Annotated in this window: 22 protein-coding genes; 8 read left to right on the forward strand and 14 right to left on the reverse strand. The window is 69.3% G+C overall.

Features of this window, described 5'->3' with window-relative positions:
* Positions 1–17: 17 nt before the first annotated feature.
* On the reverse strand, positions 18–917 hold the full coding sequence (locus tag AGI3411_RS14485; protein ID WP_129528067.1) for a LysR substrate-binding domain-containing protein: 900 nt from the start codon (positions 915–917) through the stop codon (positions 18–20).
* A 144-nt stretch (positions 918–1,061) separates the two neighbouring features.
* Between AGI3411_RS14485 and AGI3411_RS14490 the strand changes: the two genes are divergently transcribed.
* From AGI3411_RS14490 to AGI3411_RS14505, 4 genes are all read left to right on the forward strand, one after another.
* Positions 1,062–2,042: a Bug family tripartite tricarboxylate transporter substrate binding protein gene (locus AGI3411_RS14490; protein WP_129528068.1), complete on the forward strand. Its 981-nt coding sequence runs from the start codon at positions 1,062–1,064 to the stop codon at positions 2,040–2,042.
* A gap of 27 nt (positions 2,043–2,069) precedes the next feature.
* Positions 2,070–3,479 (forward strand): amidase family protein, encoded by a 1,410-nt coding sequence (locus tag AGI3411_RS14495; RefSeq protein WP_129528069.1) that lies wholly within the window; start codon positions 2,070–2,072, stop codon positions 3,477–3,479.
* Between the two features lie 113 nt (positions 3,480–3,592).
* Positions 3,593–3,940, forward strand: coding sequence for an ArsR/SmtB family transcription factor (locus AGI3411_RS14500; protein ID WP_129528070.1), 348 nt, complete (start codon positions 3,593–3,595; stop codon positions 3,938–3,940).
* Positions 3,941–3,986: 46 nt separating this feature from the next.
* Positions 3,987–5,042 carry an alkene reductase gene (locus tag AGI3411_RS14505; protein ID WP_129528071.1) on the forward strand — a complete coding sequence of 352 codons (1,056 nt, stop codon included), beginning with the start codon at positions 3,987–3,989 and terminating at the stop codon, positions 5,040–5,042.
* Positions 5,043–5,072: 30 nt separating this feature from the next.
* On the opposite strand, the gene AGI3411_RS14510 is transcribed toward AGI3411_RS14505, so the two are convergent.
* Positions 5,073–5,876 (reverse strand): CPBP family intramembrane glutamic endopeptidase, encoded by an 804-nt coding sequence (locus AGI3411_RS14510; RefSeq protein WP_129528203.1) that lies wholly within the window; start codon positions 5,874–5,876, stop codon positions 5,073–5,075.
* Between the two features lie 353 nt (positions 5,877–6,229).
* Between AGI3411_RS14510 and AGI3411_RS14515 the strand changes: the two genes are divergently transcribed.
* The gene (locus tag AGI3411_RS14515; RefSeq protein WP_129528072.1) at positions 6,230–6,604 is read left to right on the forward strand and encodes an MAPEG family protein; all 375 of its coding nucleotides are present in this window, start codon (positions 6,230–6,232) and stop codon (positions 6,602–6,604) included.
* Between the two features lie 6 nt (positions 6,605–6,610).
* On the opposite strand, the gene AGI3411_RS14520 is transcribed toward AGI3411_RS14515, so the two are convergent.
* From AGI3411_RS14520 to AGI3411_RS14565, 10 genes are all read right to left on the reverse strand, one after another.
* Positions 6,611–7,045 carry a carboxypeptidase-like regulatory domain-containing protein gene (locus AGI3411_RS14520; protein ID WP_129528073.1) on the reverse strand — a complete coding sequence of 145 codons (435 nt, stop codon included), beginning with the start codon at positions 7,043–7,045 and terminating at the stop codon, positions 6,611–6,613.
* Positions 7,046–7,196: 151 nt separating this feature from the next.
* Positions 7,197–7,991: an NRDE family protein gene (locus tag AGI3411_RS14525; protein WP_129528074.1), complete on the reverse strand. Its 795-nt coding sequence runs from the start codon at positions 7,989–7,991 to the stop codon at positions 7,197–7,199.
* 3 nt (positions 7,992–7,994) lie between these two features.
* Entirely contained in the window at positions 7,995–9,974 is a 1,980-nt protein-coding gene (locus AGI3411_RS14530) for an FUSC family protein (RefSeq protein ID WP_244240360.1), read from the reverse strand.
* A gap of 14 nt (positions 9,975–9,988) precedes the next feature.
* A complete protein-coding gene (locus AGI3411_RS14535; RefSeq protein WP_129528075.1) occupies positions 9,989–10,471 on the reverse strand; it encodes a YbaK/prolyl-tRNA synthetase associated domain-containing protein in 483 nt (160 codons plus the stop codon).
* Between the two features lie 79 nt (positions 10,472–10,550).
* Positions 10,551–11,267, reverse strand: coding sequence for a response regulator transcription factor (locus AGI3411_RS14540; RefSeq protein ID WP_129528076.1), 717 nt, complete (start codon positions 11,265–11,267; stop codon positions 10,551–10,553).
* 152 nt (positions 11,268–11,419) lie between these two features.
* Positions 11,420–12,898: an efflux transporter outer membrane subunit gene (locus AGI3411_RS14545; protein ID WP_129528077.1), complete on the reverse strand. Its 1,479-nt coding sequence runs from the start codon at positions 12,896–12,898 to the stop codon at positions 11,420–11,422.
* A gap of 6 nt (positions 12,899–12,904) precedes the next feature.
* A complete protein-coding gene (locus tag AGI3411_RS14550) occupies positions 12,905–14,050 on the reverse strand; it encodes an ABC transporter permease (protein ID WP_129528078.1) in 1,146 nt (381 codons plus the stop codon).
* On the reverse strand, positions 14,047–15,009 hold the full coding sequence (locus AGI3411_RS14555; protein WP_129528079.1) for an ABC transporter ATP-binding protein: 963 nt from the start codon (positions 15,007–15,009) through the stop codon (positions 14,047–14,049). The genes AGI3411_RS14550 and AGI3411_RS14555 overlap by 4 nt, the downstream gene beginning before the upstream one ends.
* A complete protein-coding gene (locus tag AGI3411_RS14560; RefSeq protein WP_129528080.1) occupies positions 15,006–15,974 on the reverse strand; it encodes an HlyD family secretion protein in 969 nt (322 codons plus the stop codon). The genes AGI3411_RS14555 and AGI3411_RS14560 overlap by 4 nt, the downstream gene beginning before the upstream one ends.
* 2 nt (positions 15,975–15,976) lie before the next feature.
* On the reverse strand, positions 15,977–16,639 hold the full coding sequence (locus tag AGI3411_RS14565; protein ID WP_244240361.1) for a TetR/AcrR family transcriptional regulator: 663 nt from the start codon (positions 16,637–16,639) through the stop codon (positions 15,977–15,979).
* 232 nt (positions 16,640–16,871) lie between these two features.
* Between AGI3411_RS14565 and AGI3411_RS14570 the strand changes: the two genes are divergently transcribed.
* The 3 genes from AGI3411_RS14570 (at position 16,872) to AGI3411_RS14580 (ending at position 19,327) form a co-directional block, all read left to right on the forward strand.
* Positions 16,872–17,921: an NADP-dependent oxidoreductase gene (locus AGI3411_RS14570; protein WP_129528082.1), complete on the forward strand. Its 1,050-nt coding sequence runs from the start codon at positions 16,872–16,874 to the stop codon at positions 17,919–17,921.
* A complete protein-coding gene (locus AGI3411_RS14575) occupies positions 17,918–18,598 on the forward strand; it encodes a type 1 glutamine amidotransferase domain-containing protein (RefSeq protein WP_129528083.1) in 681 nt (226 codons plus the stop codon). The genes AGI3411_RS14570 and AGI3411_RS14575 overlap by 4 nt, the downstream gene beginning before the upstream one ends.
* Before the next feature lie 129 nt (positions 18,599–18,727).
* Positions 18,728–19,327 carry an HD-GYP domain-containing protein gene (locus AGI3411_RS14580; RefSeq protein WP_129528084.1) on the forward strand — a complete coding sequence of 200 codons (600 nt, stop codon included), beginning with the start codon at positions 18,728–18,730 and terminating at the stop codon, positions 19,325–19,327.
* A 5-nt stretch (positions 19,328–19,332) separates the two neighbouring features.
* Here AGI3411_RS14580 and AGI3411_RS14585 read toward each other — a convergent pair whose 3' ends face one another.
* Together AGI3411_RS14585 and AGI3411_RS14590 are read right to left on the reverse strand one after the other, a co-directional pair.
* The gene (locus tag AGI3411_RS14585; protein ID WP_129528085.1) at positions 19,333–20,931 is read right to left on the reverse strand and encodes a glycerol-3-phosphate dehydrogenase/oxidase; all 1,599 of its coding nucleotides are present in this window, start codon (positions 20,929–20,931) and stop codon (positions 19,333–19,335) included.
* Between the two features lie 5 nt (positions 20,932–20,936).
* On the reverse strand, positions 20,937–21,728 hold the full coding sequence (locus tag AGI3411_RS14590; RefSeq protein WP_013394120.1) for a DeoR/GlpR family DNA-binding transcription regulator: 792 nt from the start codon (positions 21,726–21,728) through the stop codon (positions 20,937–20,939).
* Positions 21,729–21,790: the final 62 nt, after the last annotated feature.

Genomic DNA, 21,790 nt, shown 5'->3' on the forward strand with positions numbered 1-21,790 from the left:
GGGCCGCGGCTGGCGGCCTATGCCGCGCGCGCCATGCGATGCCGGAAGAGATCGGCCATGGTGGCCGCGGCGAGCGACAGCGGCGTGCCCCGCAGCGTCATGATGCCGATGCTTGCGACGGGCATGGGCACGTCCGCCCGGATCCGCCGGGCTTCGTTGCCGTACGGTTTGACGCCGAGCATGCCGGACGGGCAAATGATCAGCGCATCGCTTCGAGTCATCAGGTTCCACATCACGCCGAACGTATCGCAATCGATGACGCGTTCGGGTTCCTTCAATCCGTTCGCGCGCAGGCCCTGCAGAAAGGCATCGGTGTGGCTGCCTCCCGAGGCGTTGAGCAGCCATTCGCAGCCGGCGATATCGTCCCAGCGCGTGGCCCGCGCCAGCGGGTGGCCGCGCCGGCAGGCAATCATGAATTCGAGCGGCCGCAGCGCTTCGAACTCGAATTCGTGCGCGCCGCTGCCTCCCGGCATGCGCGAAGCCAGGGCGAAGTCCAGCGTGCCATTGCGTAGCGCGGGCTGGACCGCCGCCAGCAAGCCTTCCGAGACCTTGACCTTGGCCGCGGGCATGGTCTGCCTGAAATCGTTCAGGACGTCGGGCAGCACGCTCAGCATCACCATGGGCGTTACGCCCACCGCCACCCGCGCCTGCGCGCCGCTGAGCAGTTGGAGGATGTCCTGGCGCGCCAGCGCGAGCTGCGCCTGCGCAAGCCGCGCGCGCACCGTCAGGTGTTCGCCGCATTCGGTGATCGCAATGCCCTTCGAGCTGCGCGTGAGCAGCGGCGCTGCGAGTTCGGTTTCCAGTTCCTTGATGGCCTTCGTCACCGCGGCCTGGCTCAGGTGCAGGCTGCGCGCCGCGGCCCGGATGCTGCGCAGCTCCGCCACTTTCAGCCAGGCCCGAAGATGATGGTCTTTCATGCGCATCCCGACGATGACAACCTTGAGTTGTCACCTTAACAAATAAATAGCCTTACATGCAGCGCGGCCGATCTCTAAGCTTCACGACGACAAGACTAGGCGCGATCCAAAGTCTGGTTCCGTGAAGCTCTCCAGGAGAAAACCATGCAGATCCTTCCACGCCGTGCCCGCAGTGCCCTTTCATTGTGTGTCGCCCTGTTTGCCGCCGCGGGCGCGGCCCATGCCGAATGGCCCGAACGGCCCATCAAGCTCATCGTGCCGTATGTGGCGGGATCCGGCCCCGACGTGGTATTGCGCCCGATCGCCGACGCCCTCGGACGCGAACTGGGCCAGCCGGTGATCGTCGACAACCGGGGCGGGGCGGGGGGCATCGTCGGCACTCAGGCGCTGGCCGCCTCGCGGCCGGACGGTTACACGATCGGTTTCGGCAATCTGGTCACCCTGGCGATCAACAAGAGCATGTATTCCAAACTGCCTTACGACCCGCAGCTCAGCCTCGCGCCCATCAGCCTCGCCATCAGCAACGCCCTGGTGCTCATCGCCCGCAACGATTTCCCGGCTGGCAACGTCCAGGAACTGATCGGCTACGCCAGGGCGCACCCCGGCAAGGTCAGCGTGGGGTCGCTGGGCGTGGGGTCCAGCGCTCACCTGGCTGGCGAGATGCTCAAGAGCGAGACCGGCACGACCATGCTGCACGTTCCCTACAAGAGCGGCCAGCAGGCGGTCGTCGACATCTCGGGCGGGCAGCTCGACGTGATGATCGACAACGTCGCCGGCGTGCTGCCTTTTATCCGCTCCGGCCAGGTCAAGGTGCTGGGAGCGACCAGCCTCGCGCGGGTGCCGGTCCTTCCGGATGTGCCCACGGTCGACGAGTCCGCCCTGAAGGGCTTTGAAGTGGTTTCCTGGGGCGGAATCGTCGCACCCGCCGGCACGCCCAGGCCCATCATCGACAAACTCAACGCCGCGGTGGCCAAGGCCTTGAAGGACCCCGCGGTGCTCAAGCTCAACGAGACGCTCTCGGTCGACGCGACGCCTTCCACGCCCGAGCAGTTCGCCAGCCTCATCGCGGCGGAGATCCCGCGCTGGGGCGCCATGGTGAAGCGTTCCGGCGCGTCGGCCGACTGACCCTGTCCCTGGCAACCTGGAGCCATCATGACGAACGAACTCTGGCGCTGGAGCGCCCTCGACCTGGCAAAGGCCATCCGGACCCGGGATGTTTCGAGCCGGGAAGCCGTGCAAAGCTGCCTGGAACGCGCGGCGCTGCTCAACCCCCGCTTCAATCCCTTGAGCGAGATTCACGCCGACCAGGCCATCAAGGCGGCCGATGCCGCCGACGCCGCCGTCCGCGAGGGGCGGGAATTGGGGCTGCTCCACGGCGTGCCGGTGACGATCAAGGCCAACGCCGATCTCGCCGGATCGGCGACGACCAATGGCGTCGTGGCGTACCGGGATGTGATCGCCCGGGAGAACAATCCGGCCGTCGATAACTGGATCAAGGCCGGCGCCGTCGTGATCGGCCGCACGAATGTGCCGGCATTCTCCTGGCGCTGGTTCACCGACAACGATCTGCACGGACGCACCGTCAATCCCTTCGATGCCGCGCGCACGCCCGGAGGGTCCAGCGGCGGCGCGGCCGTCGCCGCGGCATTGGGCATCGGCGCCCTTGCGCACGGCAGCGACCAGGGCGGATCGATCCGGTATCCGGCATACGCCTGCGGCGTCGCGGGGCTGCGGCCGTCGCAAGGCCGGGTGCCGGCCTACAACGCCAGCCAGCGGTCGGAACGCCCTGTGGCCTCCCAGATGGCCGCGACCCAGGGCCCGATGGGCCGGACCATCGCCGACCTGCGGCTGGGCCTGGCCGCGATGTCGTCCGGCGATTCCCGCGATCCATGGTGGGTGCCGGCGCCGCTGGATTTGCGGCAGCCTGGCGAAAGCCGCCGTGTGGCGCTGTTTCGCGGCCCCCCGGCGTTCCAGCCCGATCCCGCGGTATTGGACGCATTGCAGCGGTCCGCGGCCTGGCTGGAGGAGGCCGGATACATCGTCGAAGAGGCGGAGCCGCCCCGGTTCGGCGAGGCGGCCGCCCTGTGGCTCGAGGTGCTGATGAACGAGGCGTCCGGATCCATGCAGCGCGAGATCGAGCGCGCCGGCGACCGGGCGATCCAGCGCGCCTACCGCAGCATGCTGGCGCATACGCCGGTTTTGGAAAAAGACGGCTTCGTCAACGCCATGGCGATGCGCACGACGATCTTGCGGGAGTGGGGCGAGTTCTTCAACCGCTTTCCCGTGCTGCTCATGCCGGTGTCGCTCGAGCGCCCGTTCCTGGTCGACCAGGATCAGCAGGGCGACGCCGCCATGGCGGGCATGCTGCGCGCCCAGAGCCCGCTCGTTTCGACCGCGGTCCTCGGCCTTCCGGGCCTGTCGGTGCCCGTCGGCTTGGCGGATGGCGTGCCCATGGGCGTGCAGCTGGTGGCTGGGCGGTTCCGGGAAGACCTGTGCCTTGCCGCGGGCGAGGCGCTCGAGGCGCGCGCGGCGTGGTCTGTTCTAGACCGGTGTCCCGTCTGATTTTCCCGCCGGACGGGGGGCGTCGGCCGGGCCGATAGCCCTGGCGCCCGCAGGGGCATGACTATATATCTAATTTATTCGATATAAGATTCGATAAATTGCGATATTTAAATATGACCACTTCCCCTGCCAGCCCCGATCCCGCCGCCGTGCCGCCCGGCATCGACGCCGACGCCATTCTCAAGGCGCTGGCGAATCCCGTGCGGCGCGACATCCTCGCCTGGCTGAAAACGCCGCATGCTTACTTCGAGGAACGCCCGGGCCACTCCTTCGAGCATGGCGTGTGCGCGGGCCACATCGATAGCCGCTGCGGCCTGTCCCAGTCCACCGTGTCTTCGCACCTGGCCGTCTTGCAGCGCGCGGGCCTGATCTCGGCCACGAAGGTGGGGCAGTGGATATTTTTCCGTCGCAACGAAGCCGTTATCGCCGCGTTCCTGCGGCAACTCAACCAGGATATGTAGCCCCCGGCTACGCCACCGGCCCCGCAACCGGGGCCAAGGATTTCGCATGAACCAGCTTTTCGAACCCCTGCGCGTCGGTGACCTGACGCTGCCCAACCGCATCATCATGGCGCCCCTGACGCGCATGCACGCCGATCCGGGCCGCGTGCCCAACGACCTGATGGTCGAGTACTACACGCAGCGCGCCGGCGCCGGTCTGATCCTGACCGAGGCCACGGCCGTTACCCCGCAGGGCGTGGGCTACGCGGACACGCCGGGGCTGTGGACGCCCGAGCAGGTCAAGGGCTGGCGCAAGGTCACGTCCGCCGTGCATGCCGCCGGCGGCCGGATCGTGGCGCAGCTGTGGCACGTGGGCCGCATCTCCGACCCGATGTTCCTGGACGGCGAGCTGCCCGTGGCGCCCAGCGCCATTGCCGCCGAAGGCCACGTCAGCCACGTGCGCCCGCTGCGCGCCTATGTGACGCCGCGGGCGCTTGAAACCGGAGAGCTCCCGGGCGTGGTCGAGGCCTACCGCCACGGCGCCCGGATGGCGATGGAGGCCGGCTTCGATGGCGTGGAAGTGCACGCCGCCAATGGCTACCTGCTGGACCAGTTCCTGCAGGACAGCACCAACCTGCGCACCGACGCCTATGGCGGCCCGGTTGAGAACCGCGCGCGCCTGTTGCTGGAAGCGGTGGATGCCTGCGTGTCGGTCTGGGGGGCGGGCCGGGTCGGCGTGCACCTGTCGCCGCGCGGCGAGATCCACAGCATGGGCGATTCGGACCCCGCCGCCACGTTCGGGTACGTGGCGCGCGAACTGGGCAAGCGCGGCATCGCCTTCCTGTGCGTGCGCGAACACGAAGCCGCCGACAGCCTCGGCCCGGCGCTCAAGGCGGCGTTCGGCGGCGTCTACATCGGCAACGAAGGCTATACGCAGGAGTCGGCGGAGGCCGCCGTCGCGGCGGGCCGGGTCGATGCGGTGGCCTTCGGCGTGCAGTACATCGCCAACCCCGACCTGGCGCGCCGCTTCGCGCTCAAGGCGCCGCTGAACCGCCCGAATCCGGCCACGTTCTACGCGCCGGGCCCCGGCGGCTATACCGACTATCCGGCCCTGCCGGCGTAGGCCGGGCGCGTCCTGGGCGGACGCGGGGCATCAGAATGCCGCGCGCATCGGATAGGTGAACAGGGCGAAGTGCGCGGCGTTCAGGCCCAGGTGCGCGAGCACGGCGGCGGCCAGGCCGCCATGGCGGTAGGCCATGCCGTAGGCGGCGCCCGCCAGCCCGGCGAGCAGCATCCACTGCCAGCCGCCTGCGTAATGCGCCAGCCCGAACAGGGCGGCCGCCACGCCCAGCGCCGCCCAGGCGCCCCAGGGGCGGCCGCGCCAGCGCACGCTCAATTGCTGTTGCAGATAGCCGCGGAATAGCGCTTCCTCGGCCAGCGTGACCAGCAGCGCGTTATTGATCAGCCAGATCGGGCCCGCCGCGGGCCATTTGGGCGCCCAGCCCACAACGCCCAGGGCCAGCGCGAGCCCCAGGCATACCGCAACCGCCGCGGCCCAGGCCAGCGCCGCCGGTCTCAGCGTGGCGCGCGCGTCCGGACCCGCCATGGGTGGCGCGAGCGCCAGCACCACCCAGAATGCCACCAGCGGTTTGTCCAGGTTCAGGTACATGCCGAAAGGCACGGCGCCGGGGCTGAGCGGCGCCGGGTCGATGACCAAAAGGTTGTGAAAGCCGGGCAGCAGGTGCAGGAAGAGCAGCGCGGCCAGCGCCAGGAACAGGGCGTGCCCCGCGGCGCGCGCGGTTGGAGGCGACGCGGGCCGGACCAGCGCCGCGGCCAGGACCAGTAGCGCGGGCCAGGCAAGCGCGATGGGATCGACGGCCCCGTCGGCCCAGGCCCAGCCGTAGGCGCCAGCCAGCGCAAGCAAGGCCCAGCGCCGCGTCGCGGGCGGCCAGAGCATGGCGGCGGCAAGAAACAGCAGGGACCAGGCGGGAGGGAAGGGCACGAGACGGAGGCGGGTAAAGCGGTGAGTGTACGCGGTGGGGGGGTGTCAGACACCCGGGCGGGGCGGCTAAAGCTTGACCGGCGGTTCGTAAGGGTGTCAGACACTGTCCCATCTGCGGGGTGTCAGACACTGTCCCATCTGCGACACCCGCCCCAACGAATCAGCGTCAGACACTCGCCCCAACGGATCAGTGTCTGACACCCTTACGAGACAATCTTCAATCCGGCGCAGCGCGACCCGGGTGTCTGACACTTCCCTCCAACCTGCGTTATCGTCCCCCCACGTGTCGCATACCAAGGAGTCGCACAATGAAGACGATCGCGTGGTTGATGCTGGCGGCGGCGTTGCTGCCTTTTGTGTCGACGATCATCGCCAAGGCGGGAGGCCGGCAGTACGACAACAACGATCCGCGCGCCTGGCTGGCGCGCCAGGAAGGGTGGCGCGCCCGCGCCAACGCGGCGCAGATCAACACCTTCGAGGCGCTGCCGTTCTTCTTTGCGGCGGTGCTGTTCGCGCTGTACAACCAGGCGCCCGCCGCCCACGTGGCTACCCTGATGGCTTGCTGGCTGGGCGTGCGCCTGGGCTATCTGGCCATGTACCTGGCGGGCTGGGGCGCGCTGCGTTCGCTGGTATGGGCGATCAGCGTGGGCTTCGTGATCGCGATTCTGTTCGCGGGCGTCTAGGGCCGCTTACTTCCATTCGAATACGGCGCGCGCGGTGGCGCCGTTGCGCACGGTGACTTCGCGTTCCTGCGCCTTGCCGTCATAGGTGGCCGACACCTTGTAGTTGCCCGCGGGCAGTTTCACCAGCATGTAGGGGCCTTCGGCGGTGGCCTGCAAGACGGCCTTGCCCTGCGCGTCCTGGATCGACACGCCGACGTTGGCGACGTAATCGGCGTTGCCGTTGCGTTGCGCGGCGAAGGTCAGCGCCAGCGGATAATCCTTGGCGGCGGCCTTCATGGCCTCGGATTCGTCCAGGCCGATGCCGCCGCTGACGTATTCCACGGCGCCCTGGTGCTGTACCGGCGGCAAGCCGGCCTGCACGGTCGACAGGATCCCGGCGAAGGCCATGCTGCCCACGGCCATCGCGGCGGCCATGGTGCAGCGTTCGATGCGCTTGTTCATGAGGTTCTCCTAGATAGGATGGCCAGCGCCGCTTTACGCCAGCCGCGGTCGATGTCGCGCCATGAAGGGGCGATAGGGAGTTCGACCTCCGCCGGCGCGGGGAGTTCGCGCCGGCGCGCCCTGGATGCCTACCGATTGTTTCCGGCGGCGCCTATCGCGGACGATCGCCGCCGTCCGCCGTGCGCCAGGAAAACGTCAGCTCGCTTTCACCATTGACCGAGCCGTCGGGCGCGAAACGCCTTTCATCGAGCTGTCCGGCGCCGCCGTCGCGCAGCGCCAGCACGCTGGAGCTGCGGGTGCCATAGTTCGGACTGACGATGAAGGGGCTGCTCAATAGTCTTTCCCGATCCAGCGGCAGGCCGGTGGCGGGCAGGTCAGCGTCGTCGGCGGGGACGCGGTCGGCCAGGGCGGCCATCAACGCGGGCAGGTCGGGCTGCGGTCCGCGGGACAACACGGCGGCGAAGGCAGCCTTGGTGCGCGCCAGTTTGGGCCAGGGCGTGTCCAGCAGGTGGTTGGACAGGGCATAGACCCCGGGCGCGAGGGCGCGCGGCCCGCCATCGCGGTTGCTGAGATACCAGGCTTGGCGCGTATCGCCCACGATCAGGTTGAAGCCGTTGTAGGCCTGGTCCGCCTCGTGCACGCGGGCCAGGTAGCCGGCGGGCGTTTCGGCGCTGCGCAAATAGTCTTCCACCAGCGCGCCACGCGACGGCGCGTTGTCGCGGAAACGGCCGGGTTCGCGGAAATTGGTCACCAGCGCATAGCGTCCCTGCGCGGTTGCGCCCATCCAGGTGCCGCCGGCGCGGCCGTCGCGCCCCGCGTAGATGTCAGGGGCGTCGGGCCACTGCGCGGCGGGCAGGGTGGGCCGTTCGTGGAATTCATCGCGATTGGCGGCAATCAGGACGGGGATGCCCGGCAGGGCATGCAGGGCCAGTACGGCAAGACACATGATTCAGACCTGGTTGGCGGGTTGGTTGGGGGGCACGCGGAGCGACGCGGCGGCGAAATCGGGACCGGCCAACGTCGCGCGCAGGGTTTCGATCTGGGCGGCCACGTCCTGCAGCGCGGGCGAAGACGTGGCGATGGGGGTGGAGGGCATCGGCGCGCCCTGCGCGACGGCGGTGCTCATGTCGTGCAGGCACGCGGCCAGTTGCGCCAATTGCGCGGCGGTCGGCGCGGGGCCATCGTCCGGCGCCGACCAGGCGGTGTCGGAAATGGCATTGGCCACGCGCTCCAGCGCCACTTCGACCGGCCACCACGCCAGCGCGCGGCGGCTGACCAAGCGGGGCTCGGACAGGCCGCGCTGCAACGCGACGCGCAGGTCCGATAGGCGGGCGTAAGCGCTGGCGCGCAGGTTGTGCCGGCTTGCGGGATCGGCCTGGAACACCGTGTTCAGGTAGGCGGCCAGCGTGTCCATGGCGGTGGCGACGGCGTTATCCAGGTTGTTGCGTTCGATGCGTATCCAGGGCAGGTATCCGACCAGCAGCACGATGGCCGCCGCCACGCCGACGTCGATCAGCCGCGCCAGCGCGATCGGCCAGCTGCCGGGCTGCAAGGCGCCGATCAGCAGCATGAGGATGGGCAGCAGGATGGCCGAGAACAGGCCGTAGTTGCGCCGTATGGACCAGGGCAGCAAGGACGCCAGCGCCGCCACGGTGAGCAGGCTGACGATGCCGTTGCGGTCCAGCGCCAGCACGGTAGCGCTGATCGCCACGCCGATCACGCTGCCCGCGCAGCTTTGCAGCGCCCGCGCGAAGACCGAGCCGAAGTTGGGCTTGAACACCACCACCACGATGAGCGGCACCCAGTAGGACCGCGGCAGCGACACCGCGTGCGCCACCGCTTCCGCGGCGATCAGGCACAGGCCCAGCCGGACCAGGTAGCGCACCGTCGTCGGCCCGGGCCGGTAGGTCCGCGCCAGCACGCGCCAGGGCGTACGCGGCCGCGCCGGCGGCAGATCCGCGAAAGCGGCCGCCTCGCTCAGCTTGCCGCCGTCCAGCAGCGGCTGCGCTTGCGCCAGCGCGTCGGCCAGTTGCGGCATGTCCGCGCGCCGCAGTGTCGCGATGTCGTCGCGGGGATCCGGCACGGCATCGTTTTCGACGCGGTCGGCCAGCCGGTTCATGACGCGCGCGCAGTCGGTGGGCAGCACGCGGCCGGCGCGGGCCAGCGCCAAGGCGGCGTTGGTCAGCGGCGTGCAGGCCTGCAGCTGGGCGGCCAGCCGGGCCAGACGGGGCGAAGGGCCGGCCGCGCGGCCCCGGGCCGCCAGCACCGTGTCGTAGGCGGTGGTCATGGCCGCTTCCATGTCGCGCCGCGCGGCCATGGTGCGCGAGGTGCCGATGGCCGCGAACATCGCCGCCAGCTTGCGGTAGGCCATGGCCACCGCGGCCCGCTCAGGCGCGATGGGATTGACCACCCAGCCCGACAGCGTCAGGGCCAGGCCGAACAGGCCGCCGGCCCCCACCAGCACAGAGGGCAGCCACGGCGGCAGCGAGGACGTCAGGCTCGCGCCCACGATCACGTACACGGCGAACTGCAGCGTGGCCACGGCGGCGATGTTGTTGAAGGTGCCCACCAGGCTGGCCGCCAGCACCAGCAGCGTCATGGCGCCGGCGGTCCACAGGCCGTGGCCCGCCATCAGGTTGCCCAGGAAATAGCCCAGCGCGCCGCCGAATACGGTCGATCCGATGGACAGCGCGCGGTTGCGGTAGGGGCCGCCGTTGTCGCCCGTGATGGCCGGCAGCGCGCCGAGCGACACCAGCGCGGCCGCCGCGCTTTGGTCCAGCGCCAGGCCGGCGGCCGTGGGCAGTCCGATCGCGAGGGCGGCGCGCAGCGCCACCCAGCGGCTGACAGGGGACGGTTCCATGTGCGCCAGGCTCATCAGCCAGCGCATGTTGGAGGTGCGCGCACCGCGGCTCATCGATCGGCGGGACACGGCGGTAACGAACCCTATGTTTTGATCAGCGGCGCCTCGTCGGGCGCCGCCAGCCGGAAGTAATCCTCCGTGTTCAGGAGGATGGAGGCGTCCAGGCGGCCGGCGTTGAACACGATCTCGCCATGGCGCTCGCGGAGGCTGGGATCCACCAGCAGGTGCAATTCGGGGTTGAAGCTGAAGGGCGGAATGGCGCCGATCTCGCAGCCGGTCAGCTCGCGCGCCAGGTCCTGCGACGCCAGCGACGCCTTTTTGCCGCCCGCCGCGCGGGCGATAGCGTCCAGGTCGGCCTGCTTGTCGGCGGGGAAGACGGCCAGCACGTTCTTGCGCTGGTTGGAGGATATTTTCACGCGGCAGACCAGCGCCTTCGCGCCTTGGCTGACCTCGGTGCCGCGGATGGCGGCGACTTCGACGGAGCGGCCGGCGGCGGGGTGTTCGAGCAGGCGGTAGCGGGCCTGGTTCTGGGCAAGCAGGGCTTGCAGGCGTTCAAAGACTTCCATGTCGGGCGCGGGCGTGGGAGATCGGGCCGGCGCCGGGAGTCGGCACCGTACGCCGCATGATACGCCGGCCGCGGGCTTCCTAGATGTCGCCGGTGAAGGCGTAGCCCCATCCCCAGACGGTACGGATCGGCAGCTCCACGTTCACGTCCTGGGCCTTGCGCCGCAGCCGGCTCACCACGACGTCGGTGCGACGCATGGATTCGCGGCCGCCCTGCGGGTCCATGGCGGGCGAATCGCCGCGCGGCAGGCGCCTGTCGGCGGTGGCGGTCAGCTTGAGCAGGAACTCGCGTTCTGCCTGGGTCAGCGGCAGCCGCGTGCCCTGCGGGCTGACGAGCGTCCAGGCGGCGTCGTGGAACTGCCACTTGCCCGCGGATTCCGCGGGGGCAGGCTGGCGGAGGTCGGCCTCGGCGGGCGGGCGGCGGCCCGCGGCGGGCACCCGCCGCACCAGCGCCTGGAGCGCCGCCGCGATTTCCGGCGTGCCGACGTCGGCCTGGAAGCAGGCATCGGCCCCGCAATGCAGGCCCAGGATGCGGTTTTCGGGGGAATCGAAGCTCGAAATGGCGATGATGCCGGCGGTGGTGTCCATGGCCCGCAGCCCGGCGACGGCCATGCAGAGATCGGAAAGTTCGGCTTCCATCACGATGAGGGGCGTGCGGTGGGCCTGGAACAGGCGGAACAGGCCGTTGGAGTCTTCGCAGGGGCGGGGCGAGAAGCCCATTCCGGCCAGCGAGCCGCTACGGCGCTTGCGTTGACCGGCATCGGGCGAGAAGACGATCAAGTCGAGTAAGTCATTCATGAATCGTTGTGATCTGTGCAGCATAAGCATTTGCATGATGCAACGGATACCGCGATTTCCCAAACGGCGCACAACGCCATTTTCCGGCCCGAATTCTCGGACATGGCGGCTGGCGCAGGGACGGGTGCACCGTTATGGTGCGTGGCGGGGCCTCAGGGGGCGGCCGCTTCGTTCCACCAGCCGCCGCCCAGCGCCTGCAGCAGCGCCGCGGTGTCGGCGTAACGCGCCGCGTTCGCCGCGGTGCGCGCGATGCGCGCCTGCAACAACTGCCGCTGGCTGTCCAGCAGGCTCAGGTGGCTGATGCCGCCGGCGCGGTAACGGCCCTGCGCGATGCGTTCGGCCTCGTCCGCGCGGCGCCATGCGTCGTCCTGGGCCAGGAAGGCGTCGCCGTCGGTCTGCAGCGCGCGCAAGGCGTCGGCGACCTGTCGGAAGCCGTCCAGCACGGTCTGGCGGTAGGCGGCGGCTGCGGCCTCGTAAGCGGCTTGCGCGGCGCGTTGGCGGGCGCGCAGCTCGCCGCCATGGAACAGCGGCTGCGTCAGCCCCAGGCCGAGGTTCCACACATTCACCCCGTTGGACAGGTCGCCGGCGCGGGTGCGCTGGGAGCCGAAGCTGGCGGTCAGCGTGAATTGCGGATACAGGTTGGCGGTCGCCACGCCCACGTCGGCCGAGGCCTGGTGCCACAGCGCTTCGGCCGCCAGGACGTCCGGGCGCTGGCGCGTCAGCGCCGACGGCACGCCGGTGGGCACGTCCGGGGGCAGGGTCAGGTCCGCCAGCCGCAAGGGAGGCTGGCGCAGAGCGGCCGGCGGCTGGCCCAGGTAGGTCGCCAACTGGTGCGTGACCTGCGCGAGCTGGTTGTCCAGCGGCGGCAGCGTGGCGCGCGTCTGCGCCACCAGCAGCTCCTGGTTGCTCAGGTCGGCCTGCGACACGCCGCCCGCGGCCAGGCGCTGGCGCACGATGTCCCGCTGCCGGAGCTGGGCCGCGAGCAGTTCGCGCGTGGCTTCCAGGCGTTCGCTCAGGTCGGCTTGCCGGATGGCGGCCGTGACCACGTTGGCGGCCAGCGACATGCGCGCGGCCTGCAATTCGTGGCGCTGGTAGTTCACCTGGGCGCCCAGTCCTTCCAGCGCGCGCCGGTTGGCCCCGAACACGTCCAGTGTGTAGGACACGTCGATAGAGGCGTTGTAGAGGGTGAAGGGCGCCGGCTGCTCGACCACGGGCACGCCGAAGGCCGAGGGATCCACCTTCTGCCGCGCCACCGACAGGTTGCCGTCGGCGGAAGGCAGCAGGCGTCCTCCGGTTTCGGCGTTCAGCGTTTCGCCGGCCTGGCGCAGGCGGGCGCGCGCCTGCGCCAGCGTCGGGCTGGCCTGCAATGCCTGCCGCACCAGGTCGTCCAGCGCGTCGGAGCGGAACAGCCGCCACCACTGGGCGGGGATGTCGGCGCCCGCGACCAGCTGCTGATCGCCGCCGGGCTGCGGCGTCTCTCCGGGCGGAACGTAGGCGTCGACGTCCGGGGACGCCGGGGTATGGAAATCGGGGCCGACGGCACAGCCCGCAAGCAGCGCGCTCAGGACCAGCGCGGCCAGGCGCCGCGGCGCAGGGGCGAAGGGGTGGGGCGTAGGCAGGGAGCGGGACATGGCGGGTCAATCCAGGGTGCGGCGGTAGAACTTCACGGCGGCGGTCATGATGACCACGGTGAACAGCAGCAGCGGCCAGATGCTGGGCCAGAGATCCCACCAGCCATTGCCCTTGAGCAGAATGCCGCGGATCAGCCGGTTGAAATGCGTGAGCGGCAGCAGGTTGCCCAGATACTGCGCCCACACCGGCATGCCCTGGAACGGGAACATGAAGCCCGACAGCAGGATATTCGGCAGGAAATAGAACATGGTCAGCTGCATGGCCTGCAACTGGTTCTGCGCCAGCGACGACAGCGTGATGCCCACCGTCAGGTTGGCCGCGATGAACAGCAACGAGGCCAGGTACACGCTCAGCAGCGATCCCTGGAACGGAACGTGGAACACGAAGCGCGCGGCCAGCAGGATGATGCTGGCCTGGATCAGCCCGATCGCGATGTAGGGCACGATCTTGCCCGTCATCACTTCCAGCGGCCGCACCGGCATCGCCAGCAGGTTCTCCATCGTGCCGCGTTCGCGTTCGCGCGTCATGGCCAGGCCGGTCATCATCACCAGCGTCATCGTGAGGATCACGCCCATCAGCCCCGGCACGGTGTTGTACTGCGAGATCTGTTCTTCGTTGTAGAGCCGGTGCACGCGCACGTCGAACGGCGGCTGGCCGCCGGCAAGGCCGGCCAGCGGGCCGGTCAGGTCCTTGGCCGCCACCGCCTGGGTCAACTGGGTGGCCGCGCCGATGGCCAGGCCGGTGGCCATCGGATCGGTCGCGTCGGCCTCGATCAGCAGCGCCGGGCGTTCGCCCCGCAGCAGGCTGCGGCTGAAGTCCGGCGGAATGGTCAGCACGAACAGCACGCGGCCCTGCGCCAGCGCGGCGCGGCCGGCCTCTTCGTTGTCCAGCTCTTCGGTGATGCGGAAGTAGTCGGACGACTTCATCGCCGCGACGAAGCTGCGCGTGAAGGGGCTGTGGTCCGCCGCGATGATGGCGGTGGGCATCTGCTTGGGATCGGTGTTGATGGCGTAGCCGAACAGCGCCAGCTGCATGATGGGCATGCCGACGATCATGCCGAAGGTGATGCGGTCGCGGCGCAGCTGCAGGAACTCCTTGAGCACCATGCTCCACCAGCGGGACCAGGAAAAGCCCAGCAGGCGGCGCATCATGGCGGGCTCGCGAAGTTGTCGGTGGAGCGGTTCATCAGGTAGATGAAAACGTCCTCCAGGCTGGTGTCGATGCGTTCCAGGCGGAGGTCCTGGCCGGCGATGGCGTCTTGCAGCGTGCGTTCGAGCAGCGCGGCGTCCTGGCCGCTGATGTGCAGGGCGGAACCGAAAGCCACCGTCTGGTCCACGCCCGGCGCGCCGCGCAGGCGCTGCGCCAGCGGCACCAGGTTGTGGCCGCGGATGGCCCAGGTGGTCAGGTGCTGCTCGGCGATCACGTCGTCCGCCGTGCCCTGTGTGAGCAGGCGGCCGTACGAGAGGTAGGCCAGCTTGTGGCAGCGTTCGGCTTCGTCCATATAGTGCGTGCTGACCAGCACCGAGATGCCGCGCGCCGCCAGTTCGTGCAGCTGTTCCCAGAAGTCGCGCCGCGCGGTGGGATCCACGCCGGCGGTGGGTTCGTCCAGCAGCAGCAGGCGCGGCTCGTGCAGCAGGCAGGCGGCCAGCGCCAGCCGCTGTTTCCAGCCGCCCGACAGCGATCCGGTCAGCTGTTTGGCGCGGGTCTGCAGCCCCAGGCTTTCCAGGGCCTGGTCCACCGTTGCCCGGCGCCTGGGCATGCCGTACATGCGCGCGACGAAATCCAGGTTCTCGCGGATGGTCAGATCGTCCCAGTACGAGAACTTCTGCGTCATGTAGCCGACATGCCGCTTGATCTGTTCGCTGTCCCGGAGGATGTCGTAGCCCATGCAGGTGCCGCTGCCGGAGTCCGGCGTCAGCAGCCCGCACATCAGCCGGATGCAGGTGGTCTTGCCGCTGCCGTTGGGGCCCAGGAAGCCGAAGATCTCGCCTTCGCGCACCTGGAGCGATACATCATTGACGACGTGCTTGTCGCCAAAGCGCTTGTTCAGGCCTTGCACGTCGATGACGCACGGGCCGGCGGCGGCCTGCGGGGCGGGCGGCGTGTTCATTGCGGCGACGCCTCCAGCGGCTGGCCCGGATGCAGCCGCGGCGCGGCTTCCGGTGCCGGCCGGGCCTCGATCATATAGACCAGCTTGCTGCGGCTTTCCCGGCTGTAGATGACGGGCGGCGTGTACTCGGCCTGGGTGGAGATGTAATCGATGCGCACGGGTATCGGGTCGCCGCAGCCGTCGCAGCGCACCGTGAGCGCCTGCCCCACCTTCAAGCCGCCCAGGGCCGTCTGCGGCACGAAGAGGCGCACCTTGATGTTGCCGGGGGGCAGCAGGCTGACGACAGGGCTGCCCGCGCGCACCCATTCGCCGACGCGGTACAGCGTGTCGAATACCAGTCCGGCGGCGGGCGCGGCCTGGCGCTTCTGCGCCAGCGTCCAGTCCGCCTGCGCCAGCGCCGCCCGGGCGGCCTCGACCTGCGCAGCCTGGGCGAGCCGCTGGTCATCGCGGCCAGGCAGGGCGGCCACTTCCAGTTGGGCTTTCAGTTCGCGCACGCGGGCCGCGTCCGACTGGGCCTGTTCGCGGCTGTCGTCCAGCTGCGCGCGCGCGATGCCGCCGATGCGGAACTGCTCGGCGTCCCGGCGCAGCTGCGTGGCCGAACGCCGGCTGGCCGCCTCGGCCTGGGTCAGCTGCGCCCGCGTGACGTCCACTTCGGCCGGACGCTTGCCGGTGGCGATGTCTTCCAGCTGGGCCGCGGCGGCGGCCAGCTGCGCGCTGGCCTGGTCGCGCGCGGCGGTTTCGCGGTCGGCCTCCAGCGCGAAGAGCGGGGCGCCGGCCTCGACCTGCTGCCCGCGCCGCGCGGGCAGATCGGTCAGCCGCCCCGCTTCGGACGAGGCCACGTAGATATAGTCGCCTTCCGCATAGCCCTGGAAGAACGCGTCGTTGTCGTTGCCGCAGCCGCCAAGCAGCAGGGCCAGCACCGTGGCGGCGGGCAGGGGGCGGCGCAGGGCGGAAGGGATGCGCATGGTCAGCGTCCTGGTGGGGCGGGGGGCGGGGCGGACGGCGAGAACAGGCCGCCCGTGAGCATGGCGATGGCGTGGGCCGCGATCGCCTGGGTGTCGATGGACTGCGCCTGGGGATCGGCCTGCCAGACGCGCCGCCACAAGGCAGACGTGGCCAGCGGCAACAGGGTCAGGCCCAGGATGGAAAGAAACACCAGGCGCGGTTCGACGCCCGGGGTGATGGCGCCCTGGCGCTGGCTGTCGGCGATCAGGCCGGCGAAGGCCTGCAGGCGGTCGGAGGGCAGATGGCGCAGCACCCGTTCGCGCAGCTGGCCGCCTTCGTTGACCACTTCATGCAGCCACAGGGCGGGCAGCCAGGGCCGTTCGGCCGCGCACTGGACCAGGCGGCCGACGATTTCCGCGATGAAGGCGCGGGCCCCGGCGGCGGGGTCCGGAATCGGCGCCTGCGGGACGTCTTGCGCCAGCGGCACGGGGGCCCAGACGAAGCCGATCACCGGCACGATCCGTTCCATCACGACAGCGTCGATCAACTGGTCCCGGCTCTTGAAGTAATAGTGCACCATCGCCGGCGTGACGCCCGCGCGCTGCGCGATGTGGGCGATGGTGGTGGCGGCCACGCCGCGGGCGGCGAACAGGTCCGTGGCGAGGTCCAGCAATTGCCCGCGCATGGCGGCATTGTCGGGGCGCGGGGGCCGGCCGGGCCGGCGGGAGGGGGGAGGGGGTACCGGGCTCATACGCTGCATGTTAATTAAATTATTAATTAATTAAAAGGGGGGCGCGCGCCAGGGTTACACCCCGGGGCCGCGGCCAACGATGGTGTAATGGGTCGGATCCCCCCACCTCGCCGCCCGGGCGCTGCCCGCCAGGCCCGGACGGCTTTTCGCAGGAGACCGGACCGTCATGCCGCAATCGTCTTCCCTCAACCGCCGCATCGTGCTCGCCGCCCGTCCGCACGGCGAACCCGCCGACAGCGACTTTCGCCTGGAAACCGGCGACGTGCCGCAACCTGGCCCGGGCCAGGTGCTGCTGCGCACCGTCTATCTGTCGCTGGACCCTTACATGCGCGGGCGCATGAGCGACGCGCCGTCGTATGCCGAACCCGTGAAGGTCGGCGAGCCCATGGTGGGCGGCACGGTCACGCGCGTCGAGGCATCCGGCCATCCCGACTACCGGCCGGGCGACTGGGTGCTGGCGCAATCGGGCTGGCAGGATTACGCGCTGTCGGACGGGACCGGCCTGCTGCACCTGGGCCCTGATCCCGAGCGGCCTTCCTATTCGCTGGGCGTGCTGGGCATGCCCGGTTTCACCGGCTATATGGGCCTGCTGGACATCGGCCAGCCCAAGGCGGGCGAAACCGTAGTGGTGGCCGCCGCCAGCGGGGCGGTGGGCGCGGTGGTCGGGCAGATCGCCAAGATCCACGGCTGCAAAGTCGTGGGCATCGCCGGCGGCGCGGACAAATGCCGCTACGCGGTCGACGAGCTGGGCTTTGACGATTGCCTGGACCACAAGGCGCCCGACCTGCCGGGCCGCCTGGCCCGCGCCGTGCCGCAAGGCATCGATGTGTACTTCGAGAACGTCGGCGGGGCCGTTTTCGACGCGGTGCTGCCGCTCTTGAATCCGCGCGCCCGGGTGCCGGTCTGCGGCCTGATCTCCGCCTACAACGCCACCAGCCAGCCCGAAGGTCCCGACCGCCTGGGCCTGCTGATGCGCACGATCCTGACCAAGCGCCTGAAGGTCCAGGGCTTCATCATCTTCAATGAATACGCGCACCGGTACGGCGAATTCCGCCAGGCAATGGAAGGCCTGGTGCGGGAAGGCCGGGTCAAGTACCGCGAAGACGTGGTCGAGGGGTTGGAAAACGCGCCGCGCGGCCTGATCGGGCTGCTCAAGGGCGAGAACGCCGGCAAGCGCATCGTGCGTGTCGGCCCCGATGAAAGGAACGCACTATGAAGATCCTGATCGTGCTGACATCCCACGACACGCTGGGCGGCACCGGCCGCAAGACCGGCTTCTGGCTGGAGGAGTTCGCGGCGCCGTACTATGCGTTCGTCGACGCCGGCGCCAAGGTCACGCTGGTTTCGCCCGCGGGCGGCCAGCCTCCGCTGGATCCCAAGAGCGACGATCCCGACGCCCAGACCGACGATACGCGCCGCTTCCGGCAGGATGCCGGGGCCCAGCGCCTGCTGGCCGCCACGGGCCGCTTGGGCGAGGTGCAGCCGGCCGACTTCGATGCCGTTTTCTATCCTGGCGGCCATGGTCCGCTGTGGGACCTGGCGGAGGATCCGAAGTCGGTTTCGCTGATCGAGACCATGCTGGCGGCCGGCAAGCCGGTGTCGGCCGTGTGCCACGCGCCCGGCGTGCTGCGCCACGCCAAGACGGCCGACGGCAAGCCGCTGGTGCAGGGCAGGCAGGTCACCGGCTTTTCCAATGCGGAAGAGGCCGCCGTGCAATTGACCGACGTGGTGCCGTTCCTGGTCGAGGACGAATTGAAGAAACTGGGCGGGCTCTATTCCAGCGCTCCGGACTGGCAGCCGCACGTGGTCAGCGACGGTCTGCTGATCACCGGCCAGAATCCCGCCTCGTCGGTGAAGGTGGCCGAAGCCCTGCTGGAGCGGCTCAAGAGCTGATTTCCGGCTAGCGCTGCATCGCCAGCTTGGGCTGTCATCTGATAGGCCGGAATTGCCGTGCATTGTGTCAGAATCGCTACTTTCTGAAACACGCGCACGGCGCCCGGCCGTCTTGCGCTTTAAGCCTTGATGCCTCCAGACGTACCCGAGTTTTCCCATGGCTGCTGCGTGGAGGGCCTGTTCGCCGCCATGCGGACGCGCGATCCCGCCACCGGCCATCACTGCAACAGAGTCGTGGCCCTGAGCGTGGCCCTGGTCCAGGCCTGCGGCCTGCCCGAAACCGAACACCAAGTGGTCGCCGTCGCGGCCCGGCTGCATGACGTCGGCAAGATCGGCACGCCGGACCGCGTGCTGTTTTCCCCCAAGCGCCTGGATAAGGACGATTGGGAAATCATGAAGGCGCATGCGGCGGCGGGCGCCGAAATCATTCTGCACAGCGCGATCCCGCAGCGCGATCTGATCGCGCTGGCGGTGCGCCATCACCACGAGCACTTCGACGGATCCGGTTATCCGGACGGCCTGGCGGGAGAAGCCATCCCGCTGCACTCACGCATCATTTCGCTGGCGGATTCCTACGATGCCCTGGGCGACGCGCGGCCCTATCATCCGGCGCGCCCGCATGCGGAGATCATGCGCATCCTGAACGAGGAGGCCGGCGCCAAATGTGATCCGGGCCTCCTGCGCCTGTTCGAGCGGATGATCCGCCAGAGCCCGCTGCGGGTTCCGTAGGGTGGTTACTTCAACCGGTAGTGCGCGGCTACCGCCGCCAGGTCCTGCAGGGTGCGCTGCTGCCAAGCGGCATCGTGCCCCAGCTCTTCCGCGAGGATGCGCGCCACTTCGGGCGCGGCCAGCATCGCGGCTTCGCTATCCAGGAACAGCGCGCGGTTGCGGCGCGCCAGCACGTCTTCGGCGCTGCGCGCGAGTTCGAAGCGCGCGGCGAACCGGACGTGCGCTTCCGACAGGCCGCTACTCTTGACCAGCATGCGGTCGGCGCCCGGCAGCGCCTTCAGCGCCGCCAGATCGCTGCCGTAGTAGCTGTCCGGCGTGCCGGCATGCTCCTGCGACGGGGCCAGGTCCGCGGCGCCATGCAGGGCCAGCGATTCGGTGCGGCAGCTGGCCTGCGTCAGCAACTGGTGCTGGATGGCCGTGTCCACCACGTCCTGCGCCATGCGGCGGTAGGTCGTCCATTTGCCGCCGGTGACCGTCACGAGCCCGGCCTTGGACACCAGGATCGTGTGCTCCCGCGACAAGGTCTTGGTGGACGCTTCGCCGGTGGCCTTCACCAGGGGGCGCAGCCCGGCCCAGACGCTGGTGACGTCGTCGCGCGTGGGCTTGCGGCTGAGGTAGCGGGCCGCCGTGCCCAGGATGAAGTCCACGTCCTGGGCGCCGGCTTGCGGATCCAGCGGCAGGTCGTCGCGCGGCGTGTCGGTGGTGCCGACGATGGTATGGCCGTTCCAGGGCACGACGAACAGCACGCGCCCGTCGTCGGTCTTGGGGATCAGGATGGCGCGATTGCCGGGCAGGAAGTCGCGGGGCAGGGTCAAGTGCACACCCTGGCTCGGGGCGACCATGGTCTGCGCGTTCTTGTCTTCCATGCGCCGCACCGCGTCGACCCAGACGCCGGTGGCGTTGACGACGCAGCGCGCGCGCAGCGTGAAGTTCGCGCCGCCGATCGCGTCCTGCGCCGTCACGCCGTCCACCTTGCCGCCCGTCATGGTCAGGCCCGTGGCGCGCACGTAGTTCACCGCCGTGCCGCCCAGGTCGAACAGCGTGCGCATCAGGCTGACGGCCAGGCGCGCGTCGTCGAACTGGCCGTCGTAGTACAGCACGCCGCCTTTCAGCTTGCGGCCGTTCACGCTTTCGGCCAGGGTCGGCGCATTGGCCAGCGTATCGCGGCGCGACAGCCAGCGGCTGGGCGACAGGTTCAGCTTGCCGGCCAGCATGTCGTACATCTTCAGGCCCACGCCATAGAAAGGCTGGTCCAGCAGGTTGTAGGCGGGCACGACGAAACCCAGCGGCCACACCAGGTGCGGCGCGTTGCGGTTGAGCAGCCCGCGCTCGTGCAGGGCCTCGCGCACCAGGCTGATATTGCCTTGCGCCAGGTAGCGCACGCCGCCATGCACCAGCTTGGTGGCCTTGCTGGACGTGCCCTTGGCGAAGTCGGCGCCTTCGATCAGCAGCGTGCGGTAGCCGCGCGACGCAGCGTCGACCGCGGTGCCCAGGCCCGTGGCGCCGCCGCCGATGACGATCACATCCCAGGAATGCGTGTTGTCCAGCGTGGCCAGGAGACGGTTGCGGTCGGGCGGGGCGGCGGAGGCGAGGGGAGCGTTCATAGAGATCAAGGTGTTTGCTTCAAAGTATTGGGTGCCGCGGCGACGTCGCAGCGCACGCCGGCGTCCAGCAGGACCTGCGCCAGCGGCTCCTGCGGATGCGCATCGGTGAAAAACCGGTCAATCTGCGAAATGTGCGCCAGTTCCACCATGGCCTGGCGCTTGAACTTGCTGCTGTCGGCGGCGAGCCAGACTTCGCGCGATTGTTCGATGATGGTCCGCGCGACGCGCACTTCGCGGAAGTCGTAGTCGCGCAGGGTGCCGTCGGCTTCGATGCCCGAAATGCCGATCAGCCCGATGTCCACCTTGAACTGGCGGATGAAGTCCATCGTTGCTTCGCCCACGATGCCGCGGTCGCGCGAACGCACTACGCCGCCGGCCACGATGACTTCGCAGTCCGGGTTGTCCGACAGGATGTCCGCGACGTGCAGATTGTTCGTGATGACGCGCAGGCCGCGATGGCGCAACAGGGCGCGCGCGATCGCTTCGGTGGTGGTGCCGATGTTCAGGATCAGCGAACAGCCGTCCGGCACGGCGCGCGCGACGGCTTCTGCGATGCGCTGCTTGCCGGCGGCGTGCAGGCCCTGGCGCTTGCGGTAGGCGATGTTCTCGATGGTGGACGCTTCGATGCGCACGCCGCCATGGAAGCGCGAAAGCAGGCCGGCTTCCGAAAGGATATTGACGTCGCGCCGCACCGTCTGCAGCGTGACGTCAAAACGTTTGGCGAGTTCTTCGATCGAGGCGGAGCCCTGGGCCCGCACCATTTCGATCAGCGCGCTCTGTCGGGGATTCAATGTCATATTCACATCATAAAACAACAAAAGCGAAAAATAATGACGCGCTGCAAGATTGTTTTTTGTTC

It is taken from the genome of Achromobacter agilis (genome assembly GCF_900496965.1).
Taxonomy (GTDB): domain Bacteria; phylum Pseudomonadota; class Gammaproteobacteria; order Burkholderiales; family Burkholderiaceae_B; genus Achromobacter; species Achromobacter agilis.

Excerpts from the sequence above, each read along its gene's own strand:
- AGI3411_RS14485 (WP_129528067.1), bottom strand. The coding sequence starts at position 917 with ATGAAAGACCATCATCTTCGGGCCTGGCTGAAAGTGGCGGAGCTGCGC.
- AGI3411_RS14490 (WP_129528068.1), top strand. The coding sequence starts at position 1,062 with ATGCAGATCCTTCCACGCCGTGCCCGCAGTGCCCTTTCATTGTGTGTC.
- AGI3411_RS14495 (WP_129528069.1), top strand. The coding sequence starts at position 2,070 with ATGACGAACGAACTCTGGCGCTGGAGCGCCCTCGACCTGGCAAAGGCC.
- AGI3411_RS14500 (WP_129528070.1), top strand. The coding sequence starts at position 3,593 with ATGACCACTTCCCCTGCCAGCCCCGATCCCGCCGCCGTGCCGCCCGGC.
- AGI3411_RS14505 (WP_129528071.1), top strand. The coding sequence starts at position 3,987 with ATGAACCAGCTTTTCGAACCCCTGCGCGTCGGTGACCTGACGCTGCCC.
- AGI3411_RS14510 (WP_129528203.1), bottom strand. The coding sequence starts at position 5,876 with ATGCTCTGGCCGCCCGCGACGCGGCGCTGGGCCTTGCTTGCGCTGGCT.
- AGI3411_RS14515 (WP_129528072.1), top strand. The coding sequence starts at position 6,230 with ATGAAGACGATCGCGTGGTTGATGCTGGCGGCGGCGTTGCTGCCTTTT.
- AGI3411_RS14520 (WP_129528073.1), bottom strand. The coding sequence starts at position 7,045 with ATGAACAAGCGCATCGAACGCTGCACCATGGCCGCCGCGATGGCCGTG.
- AGI3411_RS14525 (WP_129528074.1), bottom strand. The coding sequence starts at position 7,991 with ATGTGTCTTGCCGTACTGGCCCTGCATGCCCTGCCGGGCATCCCCGTC.
- AGI3411_RS14535 (WP_129528075.1), bottom strand. The coding sequence starts at position 10,471 with ATGGAAGTCTTTGAACGCCTGCAAGCCCTGCTTGCCCAGAACCAGGCC.
- AGI3411_RS14540 (WP_129528076.1), bottom strand. The coding sequence starts at position 11,267 with ATGAATGACTTACTCGACTTGATCGTCTTCTCGCCCGATGCCGGTCAA.
- AGI3411_RS14545 (WP_129528077.1), bottom strand. The coding sequence starts at position 12,898 with ATGTCCCGCTCCCTGCCTACGCCCCACCCCTTCGCCCCTGCGCCGCGG.
- AGI3411_RS14550 (WP_129528078.1), bottom strand. The coding sequence starts at position 14,050 with ATGATGCGCCGCCTGCTGGGCTTTTCCTGGTCCCGCTGGTGGAGCATG.
- AGI3411_RS14555 (WP_129528079.1), bottom strand. The coding sequence starts at position 15,009 with ATGAACACGCCGCCCGCCCCGCAGGCCGCCGCCGGCCCGTGCGTCATC.
- AGI3411_RS14560 (WP_129528080.1), bottom strand. The coding sequence starts at position 15,974 with ATGCGCATCCCTTCCGCCCTGCGCCGCCCCCTGCCCGCCGCCACGGTG.
- AGI3411_RS14565 (WP_244240361.1), bottom strand. The coding sequence starts at position 16,639 with ATGCGCGGGCAATTGCTGGACCTCGCCACGGACCTGTTCGCCGCCCGC.
- AGI3411_RS14570 (WP_129528082.1), top strand. The coding sequence starts at position 16,872 with ATGCCGCAATCGTCTTCCCTCAACCGCCGCATCGTGCTCGCCGCCCGT.
- AGI3411_RS14575 (WP_129528083.1), top strand. The coding sequence starts at position 17,918 with ATGAAGATCCTGATCGTGCTGACATCCCACGACACGCTGGGCGGCACC.
- AGI3411_RS14580 (WP_129528084.1), top strand. The coding sequence starts at position 18,728 with ATGCCTCCAGACGTACCCGAGTTTTCCCATGGCTGCTGCGTGGAGGGC.
- AGI3411_RS14585 (WP_129528085.1), bottom strand. The coding sequence starts at position 20,931 with ATGAACGCTCCCCTCGCCTCCGCCGCCCCGCCCGACCGCAACCGTCTC.
- AGI3411_RS14590 (WP_013394120.1), bottom strand. The coding sequence starts at position 21,728 with ATGACATTGAATCCCCGACAGAGCGCGCTGATCGAAATGGTGCGGGCC.